14 protein-coding genes are annotated in these 14,864 nt (G+C 44.0%); 12 read left to right on the top strand and 2 right to left on the bottom strand.

Annotation, left to right across the window (positions count from 1 at the left end; all coding sequences use genetic code 11):
- Positions 1-418 precede the first annotated feature (418 nt).
- The 11 genes from secA (at position 419) to H605_RS0101095 (ending at position 12,978) form a co-directional block, all read left to right on the top strand.
- A complete protein-coding gene (gene secA, locus H605_RS0101145; RefSeq protein WP_029052506.1) occupies positions 419-2,917 on the top strand; it encodes a preprotein translocase subunit SecA in 2,499 nt (832 codons plus the stop codon).
- Positions 2,918-2,950: 33 nt separating this feature from the next.
- Positions 2,951-4,052, top strand: a protein-coding gene (gene prfB / locus H605_RS0101140; RefSeq protein ID WP_099671640.1) for a peptide chain release factor 2 whose coding sequence is annotated in 2 segments (ribosomal slippage) — positions 2,951-3,022 and positions 3,024-4,052 — 1,101 coding nt in all. Because the reading frame shifts where the segments join, the coding sequence is not laid out codon by codon here.
- A 1,052-nt stretch (positions 4,053-5,104) separates the two neighbouring features.
- Positions 5,105-5,446 (top strand): cytochrome c551, encoded by a 342-nt coding sequence (cccB, locus tag H605_RS0101135; protein ID WP_029052504.1) that lies wholly within the window; start codon positions 5,105-5,107, stop codon positions 5,444-5,446.
- 195 nt (positions 5,447-5,641) lie between these two features.
- Complete coding sequence (gene ftsE, locus H605_RS0101130; protein WP_029052503.1) at positions 5,642-6,328, top strand: cell division ATP-binding protein FtsE; 687 nt, start codon at positions 5,642-5,644, stop codon at positions 6,326-6,328.
- Positions 6,318-7,202: a permease-like cell division protein FtsX gene (ftsX, locus tag H605_RS0101125; protein ID WP_029052502.1), complete on the top strand. Its 885-nt coding sequence runs from the start codon at positions 6,318-6,320 to the stop codon at positions 7,200-7,202. Before ftsE ends, ftsX begins: the two co-directional genes overlap by 11 nt.
- A 25-nt stretch (positions 7,203-7,227) precedes the next feature.
- Positions 7,228-8,556 (top strand): murein hydrolase activator EnvC family protein, encoded by a 1,329-nt coding sequence (locus H605_RS0101120; protein WP_232321210.1) that lies wholly within the window; start codon positions 7,228-7,230, stop codon positions 8,554-8,556.
- Positions 8,557-8,629: 73 nt separating this feature from the next.
- Entirely contained in the window at positions 8,630-9,283 is a 654-nt protein-coding gene (locus tag H605_RS17155; protein WP_051210419.1) for a hypothetical protein, read from the top strand.
- Positions 9,280-9,867 (top strand): redoxin domain-containing protein, encoded by a 588-nt coding sequence (locus H605_RS0101110; protein ID WP_029052500.1) that lies wholly within the window; start codon positions 9,280-9,282, stop codon positions 9,865-9,867. The genes H605_RS17155 and H605_RS0101110 overlap by 4 nt, the downstream gene beginning before the upstream one ends.
- A 70-nt stretch (positions 9,868-9,937) precedes the next feature.
- Positions 9,938-11,365: a S41 family peptidase gene (locus tag H605_RS0101105; protein ID WP_029052499.1), complete on the top strand. Its 1,428-nt coding sequence runs from the start codon at positions 9,938-9,940 to the stop codon at positions 11,363-11,365.
- 174 nt (positions 11,366-11,539) lie between these two features.
- Positions 11,540-12,712 (top strand): PDZ domain-containing protein, encoded by a 1,173-nt coding sequence (locus tag H605_RS0101100; protein WP_029052498.1) that lies wholly within the window; start codon positions 11,540-11,542, stop codon positions 12,710-12,712.
- Between the two features lie 14 nt (positions 12,713-12,726).
- The gene (locus H605_RS0101095) at positions 12,727-12,978 is read left to right on the top strand and encodes a CsbA family protein (protein WP_029052497.1); all 252 of its coding nucleotides are present in this window, start codon (positions 12,727-12,729) and stop codon (positions 12,976-12,978) included.
- A 112-nt stretch (positions 12,979-13,090) separates the two neighbouring features.
- Here the strand turns inward: H605_RS0101095 and H605_RS0101090 are convergent, their stop codons facing one another.
- Positions 13,091-13,393, bottom strand: a complete 303-nt coding sequence (locus H605_RS0101090) for an AzlD domain-containing protein (protein WP_029052496.1) — start codon at positions 13,391-13,393, stop codon at positions 13,091-13,093.
- Positions 13,393-14,115, bottom strand: a complete 723-nt coding sequence (locus H605_RS0101085) for an AzlC family ABC transporter permease (RefSeq protein WP_029052495.1) — start codon at positions 14,113-14,115, stop codon at positions 13,393-13,395. Before H605_RS0101085 ends, H605_RS0101090 begins: the two co-directional genes overlap by 1 nt.
- Positions 14,116-14,222: 107 nt before the next feature.
- On the opposite strand from H605_RS0101085, the gene H605_RS0101080 reads away from it, so the two are divergent.
- On the top strand, positions 14,223-14,855 hold the full coding sequence (locus H605_RS0101080) for a TVP38/TMEM64 family protein (RefSeq protein ID WP_029052494.1): 633 nt from the start codon (positions 14,223-14,225) through the stop codon (positions 14,853-14,855).
- Positions 14,856-14,864 lie beyond the last annotated feature (9 nt).

The raw sequence follows: 14,864 nt of genomic DNA, 5'->3' as shown, positions 1-14,864 counted from the left end.
CAACTTGAACCTGGTTTAGTTCAAAGGCGGGTCAAGAGCCAATATAGAAACGATTACAATCCTAACTTCAATGCACAACAATTAGTGTCACCCACTCAGATTGCAAGGGATTGGCGCGTAGGAGGGGCGACTCCCAGAGGATCAGCTCGACAGGTGAGACAACCAAAGAGAGCAACGCGAACTGGTTGGCTCACCGCGAGCCCTCAGGAAAGCGTCCCCTCCGAAGCACCAATCCCCAACCCCAACAGCACCTCCAGCTGAACCCAAATCAAATTTAGGAAAAAAGATACAGCGCACCATTTGCACCTAGCTTTTTACAATGCTAAAATGGACTGTGACTCAAAAATACTTAGACAACGAACTTACAACTAGCAGGCGCGTCCTGCTAATTAAAGAAGCTATGAGGAAGTGACAATAAATGCTTGGCGTATTAAATAAAATGTTCGACCCAAACAAACGTGACCTAAAACGACTTGAGAAAGTTGCCGATCAAGTAGAACTATTGGCTGACGATATGGAAAAGCTGTCTGACGAACAACTGACAGCCAAAACAGATGAATTCAAAGAGCGCTACCAACAAGGCGAAACAATCGAAGACCTGCAACCTGAAGCGTTTGCTGTCGTGCGTGAGGCCTCACGACGCGTGCTCGGACTCTACCCATTCCGCGTGCAAATTATGGGTGCTGCTGCGCTTAACGAAGGGAATATCGCAGAGATGAAGACCGGTGAGGGGAAGACATTGACTTCTACACTCGCCGTTTATTTAAATGCACTGACTTCCAAAGGCGTCCACGTAGTAACAGTCAACGAATACTTGGCTAGCCGTGACGCGGAAGAGATGGGGCAGTTGTATTCATTCCTCGGCATGAACGTAGGTTTGAACTTGAACAGTCTCAGTAAAGAAGAGAAACGTGAAGCGTATGAAGCTGACATCACATACAGTACGAACAACGAACTCGGTTTCGACTATTTGCGTGACAACATGGTGTTGTATAATGAACATAAAGTACAGCGCCCGCTTCATTTTGCCGTAATTGACGAAGTCGACTCGATCTTAGTCGATGAAGCACGGACACCATTAATTATTTCCGGTCAGGCGGCGAAAGCGCAAGAATTATATCGCTTAGCTAACCGCTTTGTGATCACGTTGAAAAAGGAAGAAGATTATTCATTCGATGAATCGACTAAAGGTGTAGTGTTGACAGAACAAGGTATCGAAGCGGCTGAGAAAGCGTTTAGTATCGATAACTTATTCGATCTACAACACGTAACGCTCAACCACGCAATCAATCAGTCATTGAAAGCGCATGTAAGTATGCATAATGACGTAGACTATGTGGTGGAAGAAGGCGAAGTGGTCATCGTTGACTCCTTCACGGGTCGTTTGATGAAAGGACGTCGTTACAGCGACGGATTGCACCAAGCGATTGAAGCCAAGGAAGGACTTGAAGTTCAGAACGAGTCGATGACACTTGCGACGATTACGTTCCAGAACTATTTCCGTATGTATGAAAAGCTGTCCGGCATGACGGGTACAGCGAAAACTGAGGAAGAAGAGTTCCGCAACATCTATAATATGAACGTGATTGCGATTCCGACCAATCGACCGATTGCTCGTGATGACCGTCCGGACTTGATCTTTGCATCGATGGATGGAAAGTATAAAGCAGTAGCGGAAGATATTAGAGATCGACACAAAAAGGGCCAACCGGTGCTAGTCGGTACGGTTGCAATTGAGACATCAGAAATTATTTCAGCATTCTTGAAAAAATACGGTATTCCGCATAATGTCTTGAACGCGAAGAATCACGAGCGAGAAGCCGAAATCATTCAAGAAGCTGGTAAAAAAGGTGCTGTAACGATCGCAACTAATATGGCCGGTCGTGGTACGGATATTAAACTGGGTGAAGAAGTCCAAGACGTAGGCGGTTTAGCGGTCATCGGTACAGAGCGACATGAGTCACGACGAATTGATAATCAGCTCCGTGGACGTTCAGGACGTCAAGGTGACCCAGGTGTTACGCAGTTTTATCTTTCATTAGAAGATGAATTAATGCGACGTTTCGGTTCTGAGCAAATGAAGTCGATGATGACTAAACTCGGTATGGACGATGAAACGCCGATCCAATCAAAAATGGTGTCACGTTCAGTTGAGTCTGCTCAGAAACGGGTAGAGGGGAATAACTTTGATTCACGGAAACGCTTGTTGCAATATGACGATGTACTTCGTCAACAACGTGAAGTGATTTACAAAGAGCGTAATGAAGTACTTGGTTCAGAAAACATTCGCCCCGTTCTTGAAAATATGTTACATTCCGTGATTGAACGCGTAGTGGCAACCCACACTGCAGACAATACGGTGTATTCAAAAGGCTTGAAAGACTATCTGGAAGCAAACTTACTAGCTGAAGATACGGTAACGATCGAAGACTTAGAAAGTAAAACACCAGAAGAGTTGCAAACATTTATTCACGAATTGGTCATTGCGCGCTATAATGAGAAAGAGCAAGAAATGTCCGAAGAGCGTATGCGTGAATTTGAGAAAGTGGTCTTGTTGCGTGCGATTGATACCAAGTGGATGGATCATATCGATGCGATGGATCAGCTTCGTAACGGAATTCATTTACGTGCCTATGGACAGAGTGACCCACTTCGTGAATACCAAGCAGAAGGATTTGCAATGTTTGAAGATATGCTACTGGCCATTGAAAACGATGCGACAAAGTATGTCATGAAGGCAGAAATTCGCAATAATTTGGAGCGCGAAGAAGTAGCAAAAGGTCAAGCAAACAATCCGAAGGAAGACGGCGCGCCGGTTGCTAAAAAGCCGATCCGACGTACGGTCAATATCGGACGTAACGAACCTTGTCCGTGTGGTAGCGGCAAGAAGTACAAAAACTGCCACGGTAAAGCATAAAGAGAAACAACCACTCAGGAGGAAACAATTATGATAGAATTATCCGATGTTCGTAACGATCTCGACAAAACAGCTAAGAAATTAGCGGACTTTAGGGGGTCTCTTTGACTTAGAAAACAAAGAGGCTAGCATGCAGGAATTAGAAGAAATGATGATGGAGCCAGGGTTCTGGGATGACCAGGACGCAGCGCAGAAAGTTATTTCACAATCGAATGCATTGAAAGATATTGTAGGCGAATATAACGAATTGAACGAAATACAAGAGAATTTAGAGATGACGCTTGAACTTCTGCGAGAAGAAGCAGACGCAGAGTTACAAGAGGATCTTATTTCCGAATTAAAAGAGTTCAAAAAGAAGATGGAGCAATTTGATCTTCAAATGTTATTGAGCGATGAATTTGATAAAAATAGTGCAGTAGTTGAAATACACTCAGGCGCAGGCGGCACCGAGTCCCAAGACTGGGCGTCGATGTTGCTTCGCATGTACACTCGATGGGCTGAACACCATGGCTTTAAAGTCGAAACTCTTGATTATCAAGCAGGTGACGAGGCCGGCGTGAAGTCTGTCACACTTGGCATCAAAGGGCATAATGCATATGGCTACTTGAAAGCAGAGAAAGGTGTGCACCGACTCGTTCGGATTTCACCATTTGACTCTTCAGGCAGACGCCATACGTCATTCTCTTCTATTGAAGTCATGCCGGAATTTGATGGCGACATCGAATTGGATCTGAAGACGGAAGATATCAAAATTGATACGTATCGTTCAAGCGGTGCCGGCGGACAGCACGTTAACACGACGGACTCTGCTGTGCGTATGACTCACATTCCAACGGGTGCAATTGTTACGTGTCAGACGGAACGTTCCCAGATCAAGAACCGTGAGCGTGCGATGAATCTTTTGAAGGCGAAGATTTACCAGATTCGCGTGGAGGAAGAGGAAGCGCGCTTGGCGGATATCCGTGGCGAGCAGAAGGAAATCGGTTGGGGCAGTCAAATTCGTTCATATGTGTTCCATCCGTATTCGATGGTCAAAGATCATCGTACGAATGAGGAGACGGGTAACGTTAGTTCTGTGATGGATGGCGAGATCGATCAGTTTATCAATGCGTATTTGCGTTCGAGAATTTCTTAAGTATACTAAGGCAGCCGGGCAGGTCATTTTTTAATGACTTGTTGCGGCTGTTTTTTAATTAATTTGGGTAGGTTCATTGTGGGTTTGGAGGTAGAGAGGCTGAATGGCTGTTGGGGTGAGGATTTACGCTACGGAGGGGACGCTTTCCTGAGGGCTCGCGGTGAGCCAACCAGGTCGCGAGCTCCCTCTTGGTTGTCTCACCTGTCGAGCTGATCCTCTGGGAGTCGCCCCTCCTACGCGTAAATCCCTACAATGTAAGTGGGTAGCAATTCGTGCGGTTCATTATTCGTTCGCTTGGCTGTTGGGGTGGGGGATTTGCGCTCTAGGCGGACGCTTTCCCGAGGGCGTGGCTTGAGCCAAGCGAACAGCGAAGGGTTCGCTTTGCCGTATTTCTGCGTACTTTGAAGAAATTAAGGCACCTGTCCAGGGTCTCAAGGCACACGCTGATCCTCCGGGAGTCGCCGCCTGCCGCTCCAATCCCTACAATCCATCATAATCTGGCTTGGCTGTTCATAGTTAAAAGAAGTTACATGCGTATTGAGTTAAGGATTTAGGGAATAGTATACCTTTAGCGTTGTGCTGATACTTGTAAAAGAGTTCATGGAATGTTTTTTTTGTTTCAAGTGTAAATGAATAGTGAAAACTTGTTTTGTTTTTGTATAGGTATGTGAGTTTTTGTCACATTTGCGTTTTAAATATTACAAAGAGGTTACAATATTACAGATTGTGACAAAGAACGATCTACATTGAACTAATTTTTCTGTAGAATTTTGTGGAAAGAGACTCCAGCTGCCGTGGAAATCTCCTCGTGGATGCTGAATGTATTCTCTATTTTCACCATTTAACAAGATATTATGTTTAAGAATCTGATGTTTGGTCAATACTATATATGTATTAACTACCAAAAGGGCTTTTTATGGCGTGAAATAGAAGGGGAACACAATTGTCCTGGATAGTTTGTAACTTTGTCATCTATTTTCACCATAATTCGGTTGTTATTTGGTATACTACTTGTTGTGTTAGAAAAATTTAAGTAAAAGGGAGGATATTACATGAAGAACAAACTATTAGCTACACTCTTCGGAGCAGCACTAGTTCTCGGCGCTTGTGGTGGAGGCGACGATAACGCTGCCCCAAAAGATGACGCTGCAAACGACAATGGTGCAGCTACTACTGATGTAGATGCAGAAGCAGTTGTACAACAAAGCTGTGCGTCATGTCACGGAGGAAACTTAGAAGGTGGAGCAGGTCCAGCACTAGACAAAGCTGGAGCTACACACTCTGAAGAAGAAATCCATGATATTATCATTAACGGTAAAGGCGCTATGCCTCCTGGTATTATTCAAGGCGAAGAAGCAGACGCAGTTGCTGCTTGGTTAGCTGAAAAGAAATAATGAGAATTCCGATCGTCTCCAAGATTTTCTTGGGACGATCTTTTTTTGTACATAAATCCGTAAAACACACTATTTTTTACTATTATGCTTGCTTGATCAATTGATACATAATTGTAATACTTGGTAGAGGAAAGCCCATGCTATAATTAAAATGGCGAATATGAGAGAAAAACAAAATTCAGGTGGTTATGATGTATGATTGTAATGAAAAATGTATACAAAAAGTACCCGAATGGTGTTGTAGCCTCTAACGGAATTCATGTCGAAATCGAAAAAGGGGAATTTGTATATGTTGTCGGGCCGAGTGGGGCAGGTAAATCCACGTTCATTAAAATGATGTATCGTGAAGAAGTCCCGTCTAGTGGACTGATTTACTTCAACAATACGGAACTGACAAAAATGCATAGAAAAGACGTCCCTTATTTGAGAAGACAAATTGGCGTGGTATTTCAAGATTTTAAACTACTGCCGAAGCTGACTGTCTACGAAAATATTGCGTATGCGCTAGAGGTAATTGAAGAATCACCGAGCGTCATACGTCAAAAAGTGACAGAGGTGCTGAAATTAGTAGGGCTCACCAGAAAAACTAGAATGTTTCCAAATGAACTGTCAGGTGGAGAACAGCAACGCGTGTCGATTGCACGATCGATCGTCAATCAACCGAAGCTTGTCATTGCCGACGAACCGACAGGGAATTTAGATCCAGAGACTTCATGGGAAATCATGAAGATTTTTGAACGGATAAATGCACAAGGCACAACGATCATTATGGCTACACATAATAAAGATATTGTGGATAATCAACCACATCGCGTGATACAGATTGAAGGCGGACTCATCACACGAGATGAGCACGAAGGAGAATACTCCAATGAAATCTAGAACAGTACGACGTCATATTCGGGAAAGTTTCAAAAGTCTTAGTCGAAACGGCTGGATGACCTTTGCATCAGTTAGCGCTGTGACCGTGACTTTATTATTGATTGGCGTATTCATCGTCATTATGATGAACTTAAATCAACTGGCCGATAACATCGAAAACGATGTGGAGATCAAAGTCGTCGCGGAACCAGGAGCGAGTGAAGTAGAAGTCCAGGAACTATTGAAGGAAGTCAAAGAAACCCCAGGTGTTGCCGAAGTCAAGTATTCCTCACGCAAACAGGAATTGGAGCGAATGATTCAATCATTCGGTGATGAGTTAGCGCTCTACAAACAAGACAATCCCCTCGGTGATGCATTATATGTTAAAGCGGATGATCCGAAAAACACGGCATCCATCGCCAATGAAATCTCAACGTACACGTATACTTTTGACGTGGAGTACGGTGAAGGTAAAGTAGAAAAACTTTTCAACGTCTTAAAAATAGGACGAAACGTCGGACTAGGCTTAATATTGGCCTTGCTGTTTACTGCCATGTTCCTCATATCGAACACGATTCGACTCACCATTGTAGCGAGGCGGACAGAAATCGATATTATGAAACTGGTCGGTGCAACAGATAGTTTCGTGCGGATTCCTTTCATGCTCGAAGGGGTGTGGCTTGGAATTTTTGGTGCGGTTCTTCCGATGACTCTCATGACAATATTTTATTCGAAATTGTATGATTTCTGGGAGGGTCGTTTGCAAAATCAGTTATTCCATTTGCTCGATCCTAACCCGTTCCTATTACAATTAAACTTTTTACTACTATTCGTCGCCGTCTTTATTGGCGTCTGGGGTAGTTTCATGTCAGTTAGGAAATTCTTAAAATCGTAATTTTTACTAAGGGGAGAACACGGATTTGATAAAAAGACATAGAATCATTTCAAGTGTCCTTGCGGTTTGTTTGCTTACTACAACGGTTGGAAGTGCAGACGTATTCGCGGACTCTCTGAAAGATTTGCAAAATGAAAAAAATGCAGCAGAAATGAAGAAGAAAAACTTAGATTCGACTATCCAAAAGAAAGAGATTCAAATACAGGAGAAGCAGTCAAAAGTCGATGTGCTGATCACTCAAATCAAAAAACTGAATGACAAGATTGAAGAAACCAATCAAAACTTGGATCGAATCATTGCAGAAATGAATCAGACCAAAATTGAAATTGATGAACTTCAAGCGTCTATTAAAGAATTAGAGAATCGGATCGAACAACGAGACGAAGTATTGCGTGAGCGTGTTCGCGTTATGCAAGTCAAGGGGAATAAAGTCAGTTATTTGGACGTACTTCTTGGTGCTAACAGTTTCGCGGATTTCATTGATCGTTTCTCGGCAGTATCTACATTGATGGATGCAGATCGAAAAATCATACAACAGCAAGAAGAAGATATGGCGTTGCTTGAAGAAGAAAAGAAACTTGTAGAGCAGAAGTTAGCTGAACAAGAAGAACGCAAGCAAAAAATTCAAGCAATGAAAGACGAATTGGATAAACAAAAGCTCGAAAAAAGAGATGTTGTCAATGAGCTTGAAAAGAGTCAGGAAAAACTATCAAGTGAAAAAGGCGCATTGGAAGAAGAATATAGCGATACGGTAGCATTCAGTTCAAAACTCGAAAAGAAAATTATCGCAGAACAAAATCGTTTAGCGGAAATCGCTCGTAAAGAGCAAGCGAGAAAGCAAAAGTTGCAGCAAGAAAGATTGGCTGCACAAGCAGCGGCTGCAGCAAATAGCCGTTCAGGTGCTTCTTCAAGTTCAAGTGCCGCTCCGCCCGTCTCCAGCGGATCGTGGACAAAACCGACAACGGGTAGATTCAGTTCAGGATTCGGCTGGCGGACTCATCCGATATCGAAAGTGAAAAAACAACACCGTGGAATGGATATTAGCGCCCCTACAGGAACTCCGGTTGTAGCAGCAGGAGATGGCGTCGTATCATACGCGGGCACTATGGAAGGATTCGGTAACGTGGTTATGATCACGCACTCCATGAAAGGTCAAATTTTGACGACGGTCTATGGTCACCTCTCAACGATTGGTACAAGCTCAGGACAATCTGTCGATAAAGGTCAGTTAATTGGAGCAGTTGGTTCGACAGGTTACTCTACAGGTCCACATTTGCACTTTGAAGTGCACGTAGGAAACTTCTCTGCGACAGGTCCGAGTGCAGTCAACCCTTTGCATTACGTTTCTTTTTAATATAGCATGAAATGAAAACCTGCCTGAAAAGGTGGGTTTTCATACGTTCATAGAAAGAATAGGAGGATTGACGATGCCGGTTACGCAGTATTATCCAATCGGTTCCATTACAATGCCTTCGTCATGGATTGCGTTCATTGTGGGTTTTATAGTTACCTATCTACTCATTCGCTTATACTTTGGGAAAGTACATGGTGCACGAATTGGTGATCTATTTTTCAATGTTGTAATCATCTGGAAATTATCAGTGATTTTAACAGATTTCTCTATGGTCATAAAAAATCCACTCTCTATTCTTTATTTTCACGGGGGAACGTTTGGCTGGATACTCGGGCTCGTCGTAGCTGGTTTATGGATGCTCAGGCAAGTATATAAAGAGAAGTGGAAGCGTATCGATAAATGGTCGCTATTGCTCGCATTGATTTGCTGGCAAGCTGTCTATCAAATCGCTATGGCCTTTCTAAATGAAGGCAGTCTGGTAGTGAAAAGCGCAACGATTGTATTGTTTGTCGCCATCTTTGTGTTGGCATGGTGGAGTGAACGAAAGAAAGTCAATACAGTGAGCGAACTTGCTAGTGTTTTAATAGCGGTTCATTTTCTCGTATCCGCCATTCAAGGAAATCTACTGAATACAGCATTCATCACGACTATTTTCATCGGATTGTTCCTGTGGAGAATAGAGAGAGTTGAAGCACAACCGATTAGCGGAAAGGAAGAGGTAGAGTGAGTAAGAAAACGCTTGGGTATATCATCACGGCATTAATTATCGGTGCATTAATCTTCATCATGGTACAAAATACAGTTGGACAGAAAGATCCGGTGGAAGCACCGATTACACAAGTACATCCTGAAGATGCATTGCAAGGGGAAGAGGAAGGATTGGAGCAATATTCAGCTGCACCAGACTTTACACTTGAAACACTTGCTGGCGAAACGGTGACGCTTTCCGAGTTGAAAGGCAAGAAAGTTATTTTGAACTTCTGGGCAACGTGGTGTCCTCCGTGTAAAGCAGAAATGCCGCATATGGAGAGTTTTTATTCGAAACTAACGGATGAAGACCAAGTAGAACTCATCGCTGTCAACGTTACGGAATCCGAGAGGCGTGGTTTAGGGGAAGTGGAAACGTTTGTGAATTCTTATGAATTAAGCTTCCCGATACCGCTAGATAAAAAAGCGGAAGTCACACATACATATGGTGTGATGTCGATGCCTACAACGTATATGATTGATACGCAAGGGCGCATTGCACAAAAAGTCATTGGGCCATTAGATGAAAAAGCATTGAATGAATTAGTCGATTCCATGGACTGAAAAAAGAGTCTGTTCTCGTGTCGTAACTTCTTGTCTCCCTTCATATAGTGAAGAGAGGAGGAGGTTATGAATGCGTAAGAGCAGGCTTTTTTTGGTGGGGGTGTTATTACTAATCGGCGTCATATGGCTAAATGGATGTGGTAAGGAAGAAGCTGCAAAGAATGAGTCGATCAGTAAGTTGCCTGTAGTGGATGAGGTGTTTGAAAAGATTCAGGAGAGAGCCGTATACCCGGTCAAGAAGGACGAGCTGATTGAAGGGGCATTGCGTGGTATGACCGATACAATCGGCGATCCGTATTCGACGTATCTGACCGGGCAGGAAGCGGAGTCTCATCGGGAATCACTCGCAGGATCACGTGTAGGGATCGGTGCGGAAATGACACGGACGAACGGCAAGTATGTTATCGTAGCCCCAATTAAAGGGGGGCCAGCAGAAAAGGCAGGATTACTGCCGTATGATGAAATTGTGCGTGTCAATGGGGAACGTTTGGCCAATGAAACATTACGCGATGTAGTGAATATGATACGCGGCGATAAAGGAACAGAAGTAAAATTGACGATTTTTCGACCTGAAGCGGATAAGCATATGGAATACACGATCACACGCGATCATATGCCCGTGCAGTCTGTGTCGCATCAGCTGATTAAAGAACGGGATGCTAAGCTGGGGTACATAGCGCTAAGCATGTTTGGTGAAGAGACTGCAAAAGAGTGGCAAAAGGCTACGTCTGACGTCATCAAAAAAGGTGCCCAAGCTATCATCATCGATCTCCGAGGTAATCCAGGCGGCTATTTGAAGGCAGTATCTGAAATTTCCAGTAGTCTATTAGAAGAAGATCGAACGTTCGTCGTGATGCAAGATGCACAGGGGAATTTGACGCCTGTCTCAACGGAGAAAGACGAGAAGCTTTCATTCAATGAACGGTTGAAACAAATTCCGGTTGTCGTCATACAAGACGTCGGCAGCGCGTCGGCAAGTGAAGTGTTAAGTGCAGCAATCAAAGATCTAAAACGTGGTGAGATCATCGGCACAACAAGTTTCGGAAAAGGAACGGTGCAGGAAACGATGGAATTATCCAATGGCGGAGAATTGAAGCTGTCGACGAGTAAGTGGTTGACGCCTAAAGAGAAATGGATTCATGGTAAAGGGGTCACAGCGGATATTGAAGTAAAACAGCACACGTTATTCACAGAGCACTTGCAGATGGTGACGGACACGATGAAAGAAGGGCATTTCAATGATCAAGTAGCTTATGCGCAACGCATGCTCAAAGCGTTTGATCACCGTCCAGGTAGAACGGATGGCTATTTCGATCGTGAAACGGCAGAAGCTGTGCAAGCATTCCGTGCGGAGTATGAAATCAAGGAAGGCTATGATATGGACAGAGAATTCTTTACTGCATTGAAAACAGCTGCAGAAGAATATCGAGCAGAACGAAAGAACGACAAACAGTTGCGAATGGCGGTCGATTTCCTCGTCAATGAACTGGAAAAATAATAGTAGAGGCGGTTCGGCAAGGTCTTGGCAACAGGACACTCGCGGACAGCCTCTTTTTTTGTTGTGCAATTTAGCTTAAATTGGAACTTCCTTAAGAACTCTCTCGCTATTTTCTTTCTTTTTTTGTACAATGAAGAAAAGAGCTGTAAAGATAAGCGAGAAAGGTGACAGAAGATGTCTAGCGAACTATTACTCAATTTACAAGAAGCAGTACTTTACTTTTTTCTGAATCCAGTCTGGCTAATCGCTTTAGTGGCTGCCTATATGCTGGGCAGTAAACGGGTAAGCCGCGAACGAACAGATTTCAATGTAGGCATAAACAAAGGTTCCACTGAAATGAAACACATTCTTTCAGTAGGTTGGTTGCACGGTCTCGTCCTGTCGATTCTAATCGCAGGTGTAGGGTTGATCGTCGACTTTAACTGGATCATCATTTTATCCGTTATCATGTTGCTCGTTATTGTCTCATTCTCTTATAAACTAGCATCACCGATCTACTATGTTACTCTCGCATTTTTTGCGCTATGGGCATTGGATCGTTTTGCAGGAGATTTTTCAATCGGCACATGGTTCGTTCTAGAAGATCTGGACTTCTTCGGTACATTAGCCATAACGGTACCGATTATTGCAGGGTTGTTGTTAATTTCGGAAGGCTTATTGGTTCGTCGTCACGCGGCGCGTCATACGTCTCCAACATTCGTTCCGACTCAGCGCGGAATGCGTGGGGCAATTTATCAATCGAAGTTACTTTGGCTCGTGCCTGTTGTATTTTTAGTACCTGGACATATGGTGGCGGAATATGCTCCATACTGGCCACAATTCACATTAGGTTCAGAGCAATTTTCATTCATTCCGGTACCTCTAGTGATTGGATTTTCGCAACTGGTACGTTCTACGTTCCCAGACGTGCTGCTTCCTAAGATGGGAAAAGCAATCGCTTGGCTTGGTGTAGCTGTCGTGCTTGTAGGTATTGGTGCGATCTGGATGCCAGTACTTGGTTGGGCTGCATTAATTGCGGGTGTTCTATGCCGTATCTTGTTGAGCGCTATGATTTCACTATCAGAACGCAACAAGCAAGTGTTGTTAGTGCCTCAATCGGAAGGTGTATATGTAGTAGCCGTTCTTGCCGATTCACCAGCAGAGAAAATGGGCATTGTTCCAGGTGATTTGATCAAGTCGGTGAACGGGATCTCGATTCATAATGAAGATCAACTGTATGATGCCATCCAAGTCAACGCTGCACATTGTCGTTTACAAGTAATCGGCCGCGATCAAGAGGTACGACTGAAGCAACAAGTGCTGTTCCGTCATGACCACTTCCGTCTAGGTATTGTGGTTGTACGATAAAAGGGGAGAACAATATGCATGATTTCGAAACGAAGTTGATGTTTGCGATGTTGTTGCCAGGGATTTTAGTTGTATTTTTTACGCGCGTGACATTTCATCACGTCGTTGGATTAATTTTGACAGTATCTCTCATTGCAGCTTCCGTCTATGCAGGCTATACGCATAACTGGATGTTGTATGTGGCGGATGCTGTGTCATTGACAGTAGGTTTTTGGTTTGCGTCGCGCATGGTGAAGAATGCGCGACTGAATCAAGCCGAGGAATGAAGAAAAGCGGTTTTCAAAGAGCATATATGCTTTGAGAACCGCTTTTTTGTTACGAATACTAGCTAGTAGCTGTTTTAATTGTCTGCACTGTGGGGAATAGTGAGAGTACGAGTTAAAATAAACTGTAGACAGCTAGCGTGGCAATTGTACCAATCACGACAAACATTACGTCGAGGCCGATGAACGCTAAAGCGAATGCTGTAACAGCACCTATTATGCCAAAGAGAATATCATCTTGGATATGTAAAATAGCAGGGAAAATAAGTGCACCGAGTACTGCATAGGGAATGTTGCGTAACACGCCGCTAACAATTGGCGGCAATTCCTTGCCATCGAGAATGGTCAGCGGAATCATTCGAGGCACGTATGTGGCGATAGCCATGCCGAGCAACATCCACCAATAAGTAGAGCCCATCAGTTTTCCTCCTTTTGTTCAGTAAAGCGTTCGACGTTTTTATTACTCTTTACATATAGAATCTCAACGAAGATAGCGGAAGCGAGCGTCGCGACCAATATCGACCATCCAGTAGACAATAGATGCGTGTAATAGAGCACGCAATGAATGGCTGCTGCTATCGCTGCGAGCAACACCACTTTGCGATTGCCTTTCATAGATGGGACGAGCAAGCCGATGAACATTGCATACAGCGCAACAGACATGGCTTGTTGTAGAAATTGCGGCAAGTTGGCCCCAATGACGTGACCTACCGCTGTGAAGATCACCCAACTGCTATAAGCGATCAAAGCCACACCGAATGCGAAGGCGGTCGTGATCTGTCGATTCTGTTGTGTGGCGAGAACGGAAAATGTTTCGTCGGTGATGCCGAAAGCATAAATAGCCTTCTTCCATTTCGGTGCGGGTTCCACTTTTTCACTTAGAGCAGCCGTCATGAGGAAGTGCCGGATATTGACGATAAATGTATTCGTCACGATGAGCCACGGAGCAACGCCAGTCGCAAGTAAACTAAGCGCCATATACTGAGCCGCTCCTGCGTAGACGAATAGACTCATTGCAGTTGCTTCCATAATAGAGAGGCCGGTCGTTTTAGCGAGCAGTCCGAACGTCAGCGCAACGGGAAAATAGCCGATTGCAATGCTCAATCCTGCCTTCAGGCCATGAGAAAAGGTTGTATTCACTAGGCAGCCCATCTTTCTTTTACCAATCTAGGAGCTAGTATACTATAATTCAACATATTCTACAGCATTATGACTAAAAATTATGAAAACCAGTGAGGGTGTCAGCGATGAATGAATGGCTAACAATTGATAAAGTGGAAGATTTGGCAGAGGAGTATGAGGCGCTAGGTTTTTTGATGGGGTTAATTCCAACGTTTTTGGAAGCATTCCTACCGTTCCTGCCGCTCTTCGTATTTGTCATTGCCAATGCCATCGCGTTCGGTTTTTGGCTAGGCTTTGCACTTTCCTGGGCGGGAACCGTAGCGGGTTCGTATGTCGTGTTCTTGCTCGTCCGTAGATTTGGCGGCAACAAGTTCTTCTCGTTCCTGACGCGTCCTAAAAAAGTACAACAGCTTATTCATTGGGTCGAGCGTAATGGCTTTGGTCCGTTGTTTGTCTTAATTTGTTTTCCGTTTACTCCTTCTGCTTTGGTGAATCTCGTGGCGGGCTTGTCGAATATGAATAAGAAGAATTATTTGTTCGTGTTGATGCTTGGTAAGCTCGTGATGATTATGATGATTACGTTTATCGGCTATGATGTGCGAGCGCTCGTTACGCAGCCGATCCGGACGTTGATTATGTTCGTTGTGATTTTCTTGCTGTGGTTGGTAGGGAAATGGTTTGAGCGTAGGTTGACGCGGAAGGTGGAGGACGATTTTAGGAGTTTTTCTAGTGTGCATGGTAATGGTGAAAAAGAATAGAGGTTAACG

Origin of the sequence: Sporosarcina ureae DSM 2281 (genome assembly GCF_000425545.1) — a bacterium.
GTDB lineage: Bacteria > Bacillota > Bacilli > Bacillales_A > Planococcaceae > Sporosarcina > Sporosarcina ureae.
Note: the sequence above shows the minus strand (reverse complement) of the source record. Positions and strands in the feature narration are given on the sequence as shown.

Coding starts and splice junctions, on each gene's coding strand:
- secA (WP_029052506.1), top strand. CDS start 419: ATGCTTGGCGTATTAAATAAAATGTTCGACCCAAACAAACGTGACCTA.
- cccB (WP_029052504.1), top strand. CDS start 5,105: ATGAAGAACAAACTATTAGCTACACTCTTCGGAGCAGCACTAGTTCTC.
- ftsE (WP_029052503.1), top strand. CDS start 5,642: ATGATTGTAATGAAAAATGTATACAAAAAGTACCCGAATGGTGTTGTA.
- ftsX (WP_029052502.1), top strand. CDS start 6,318: ATGAAATCTAGAACAGTACGACGTCATATTCGGGAAAGTTTCAAAAGT.
- H605_RS17155 (WP_051210419.1), top strand. CDS start 8,630: ATGCCGGTTACGCAGTATTATCCAATCGGTTCCATTACAATGCCTTCG.
- H605_RS0101105 (WP_029052499.1), top strand. CDS start 9,938: ATGCGTAAGAGCAGGCTTTTTTTGGTGGGGGTGTTATTACTAATCGGC.
- H605_RS0101100 (WP_029052498.1), top strand. CDS start 11,540: ATGTCTAGCGAACTATTACTCAATTTACAAGAAGCAGTACTTTACTTT.
- H605_RS0101095 (WP_029052497.1), top strand. CDS start 12,727: ATGCATGATTTCGAAACGAAGTTGATGTTTGCGATGTTGTTGCCAGGG.
- H605_RS0101090 (WP_029052496.1), bottom strand. CDS start 13,393: ATGGGCTCTACTTATTGGTGGATGTTGCTCGGCATGGCTATCGCCACA.
- H605_RS0101080 (WP_029052494.1), top strand. CDS start 14,223: ATGAATGAATGGCTAACAATTGATAAAGTGGAAGATTTGGCAGAGGAG.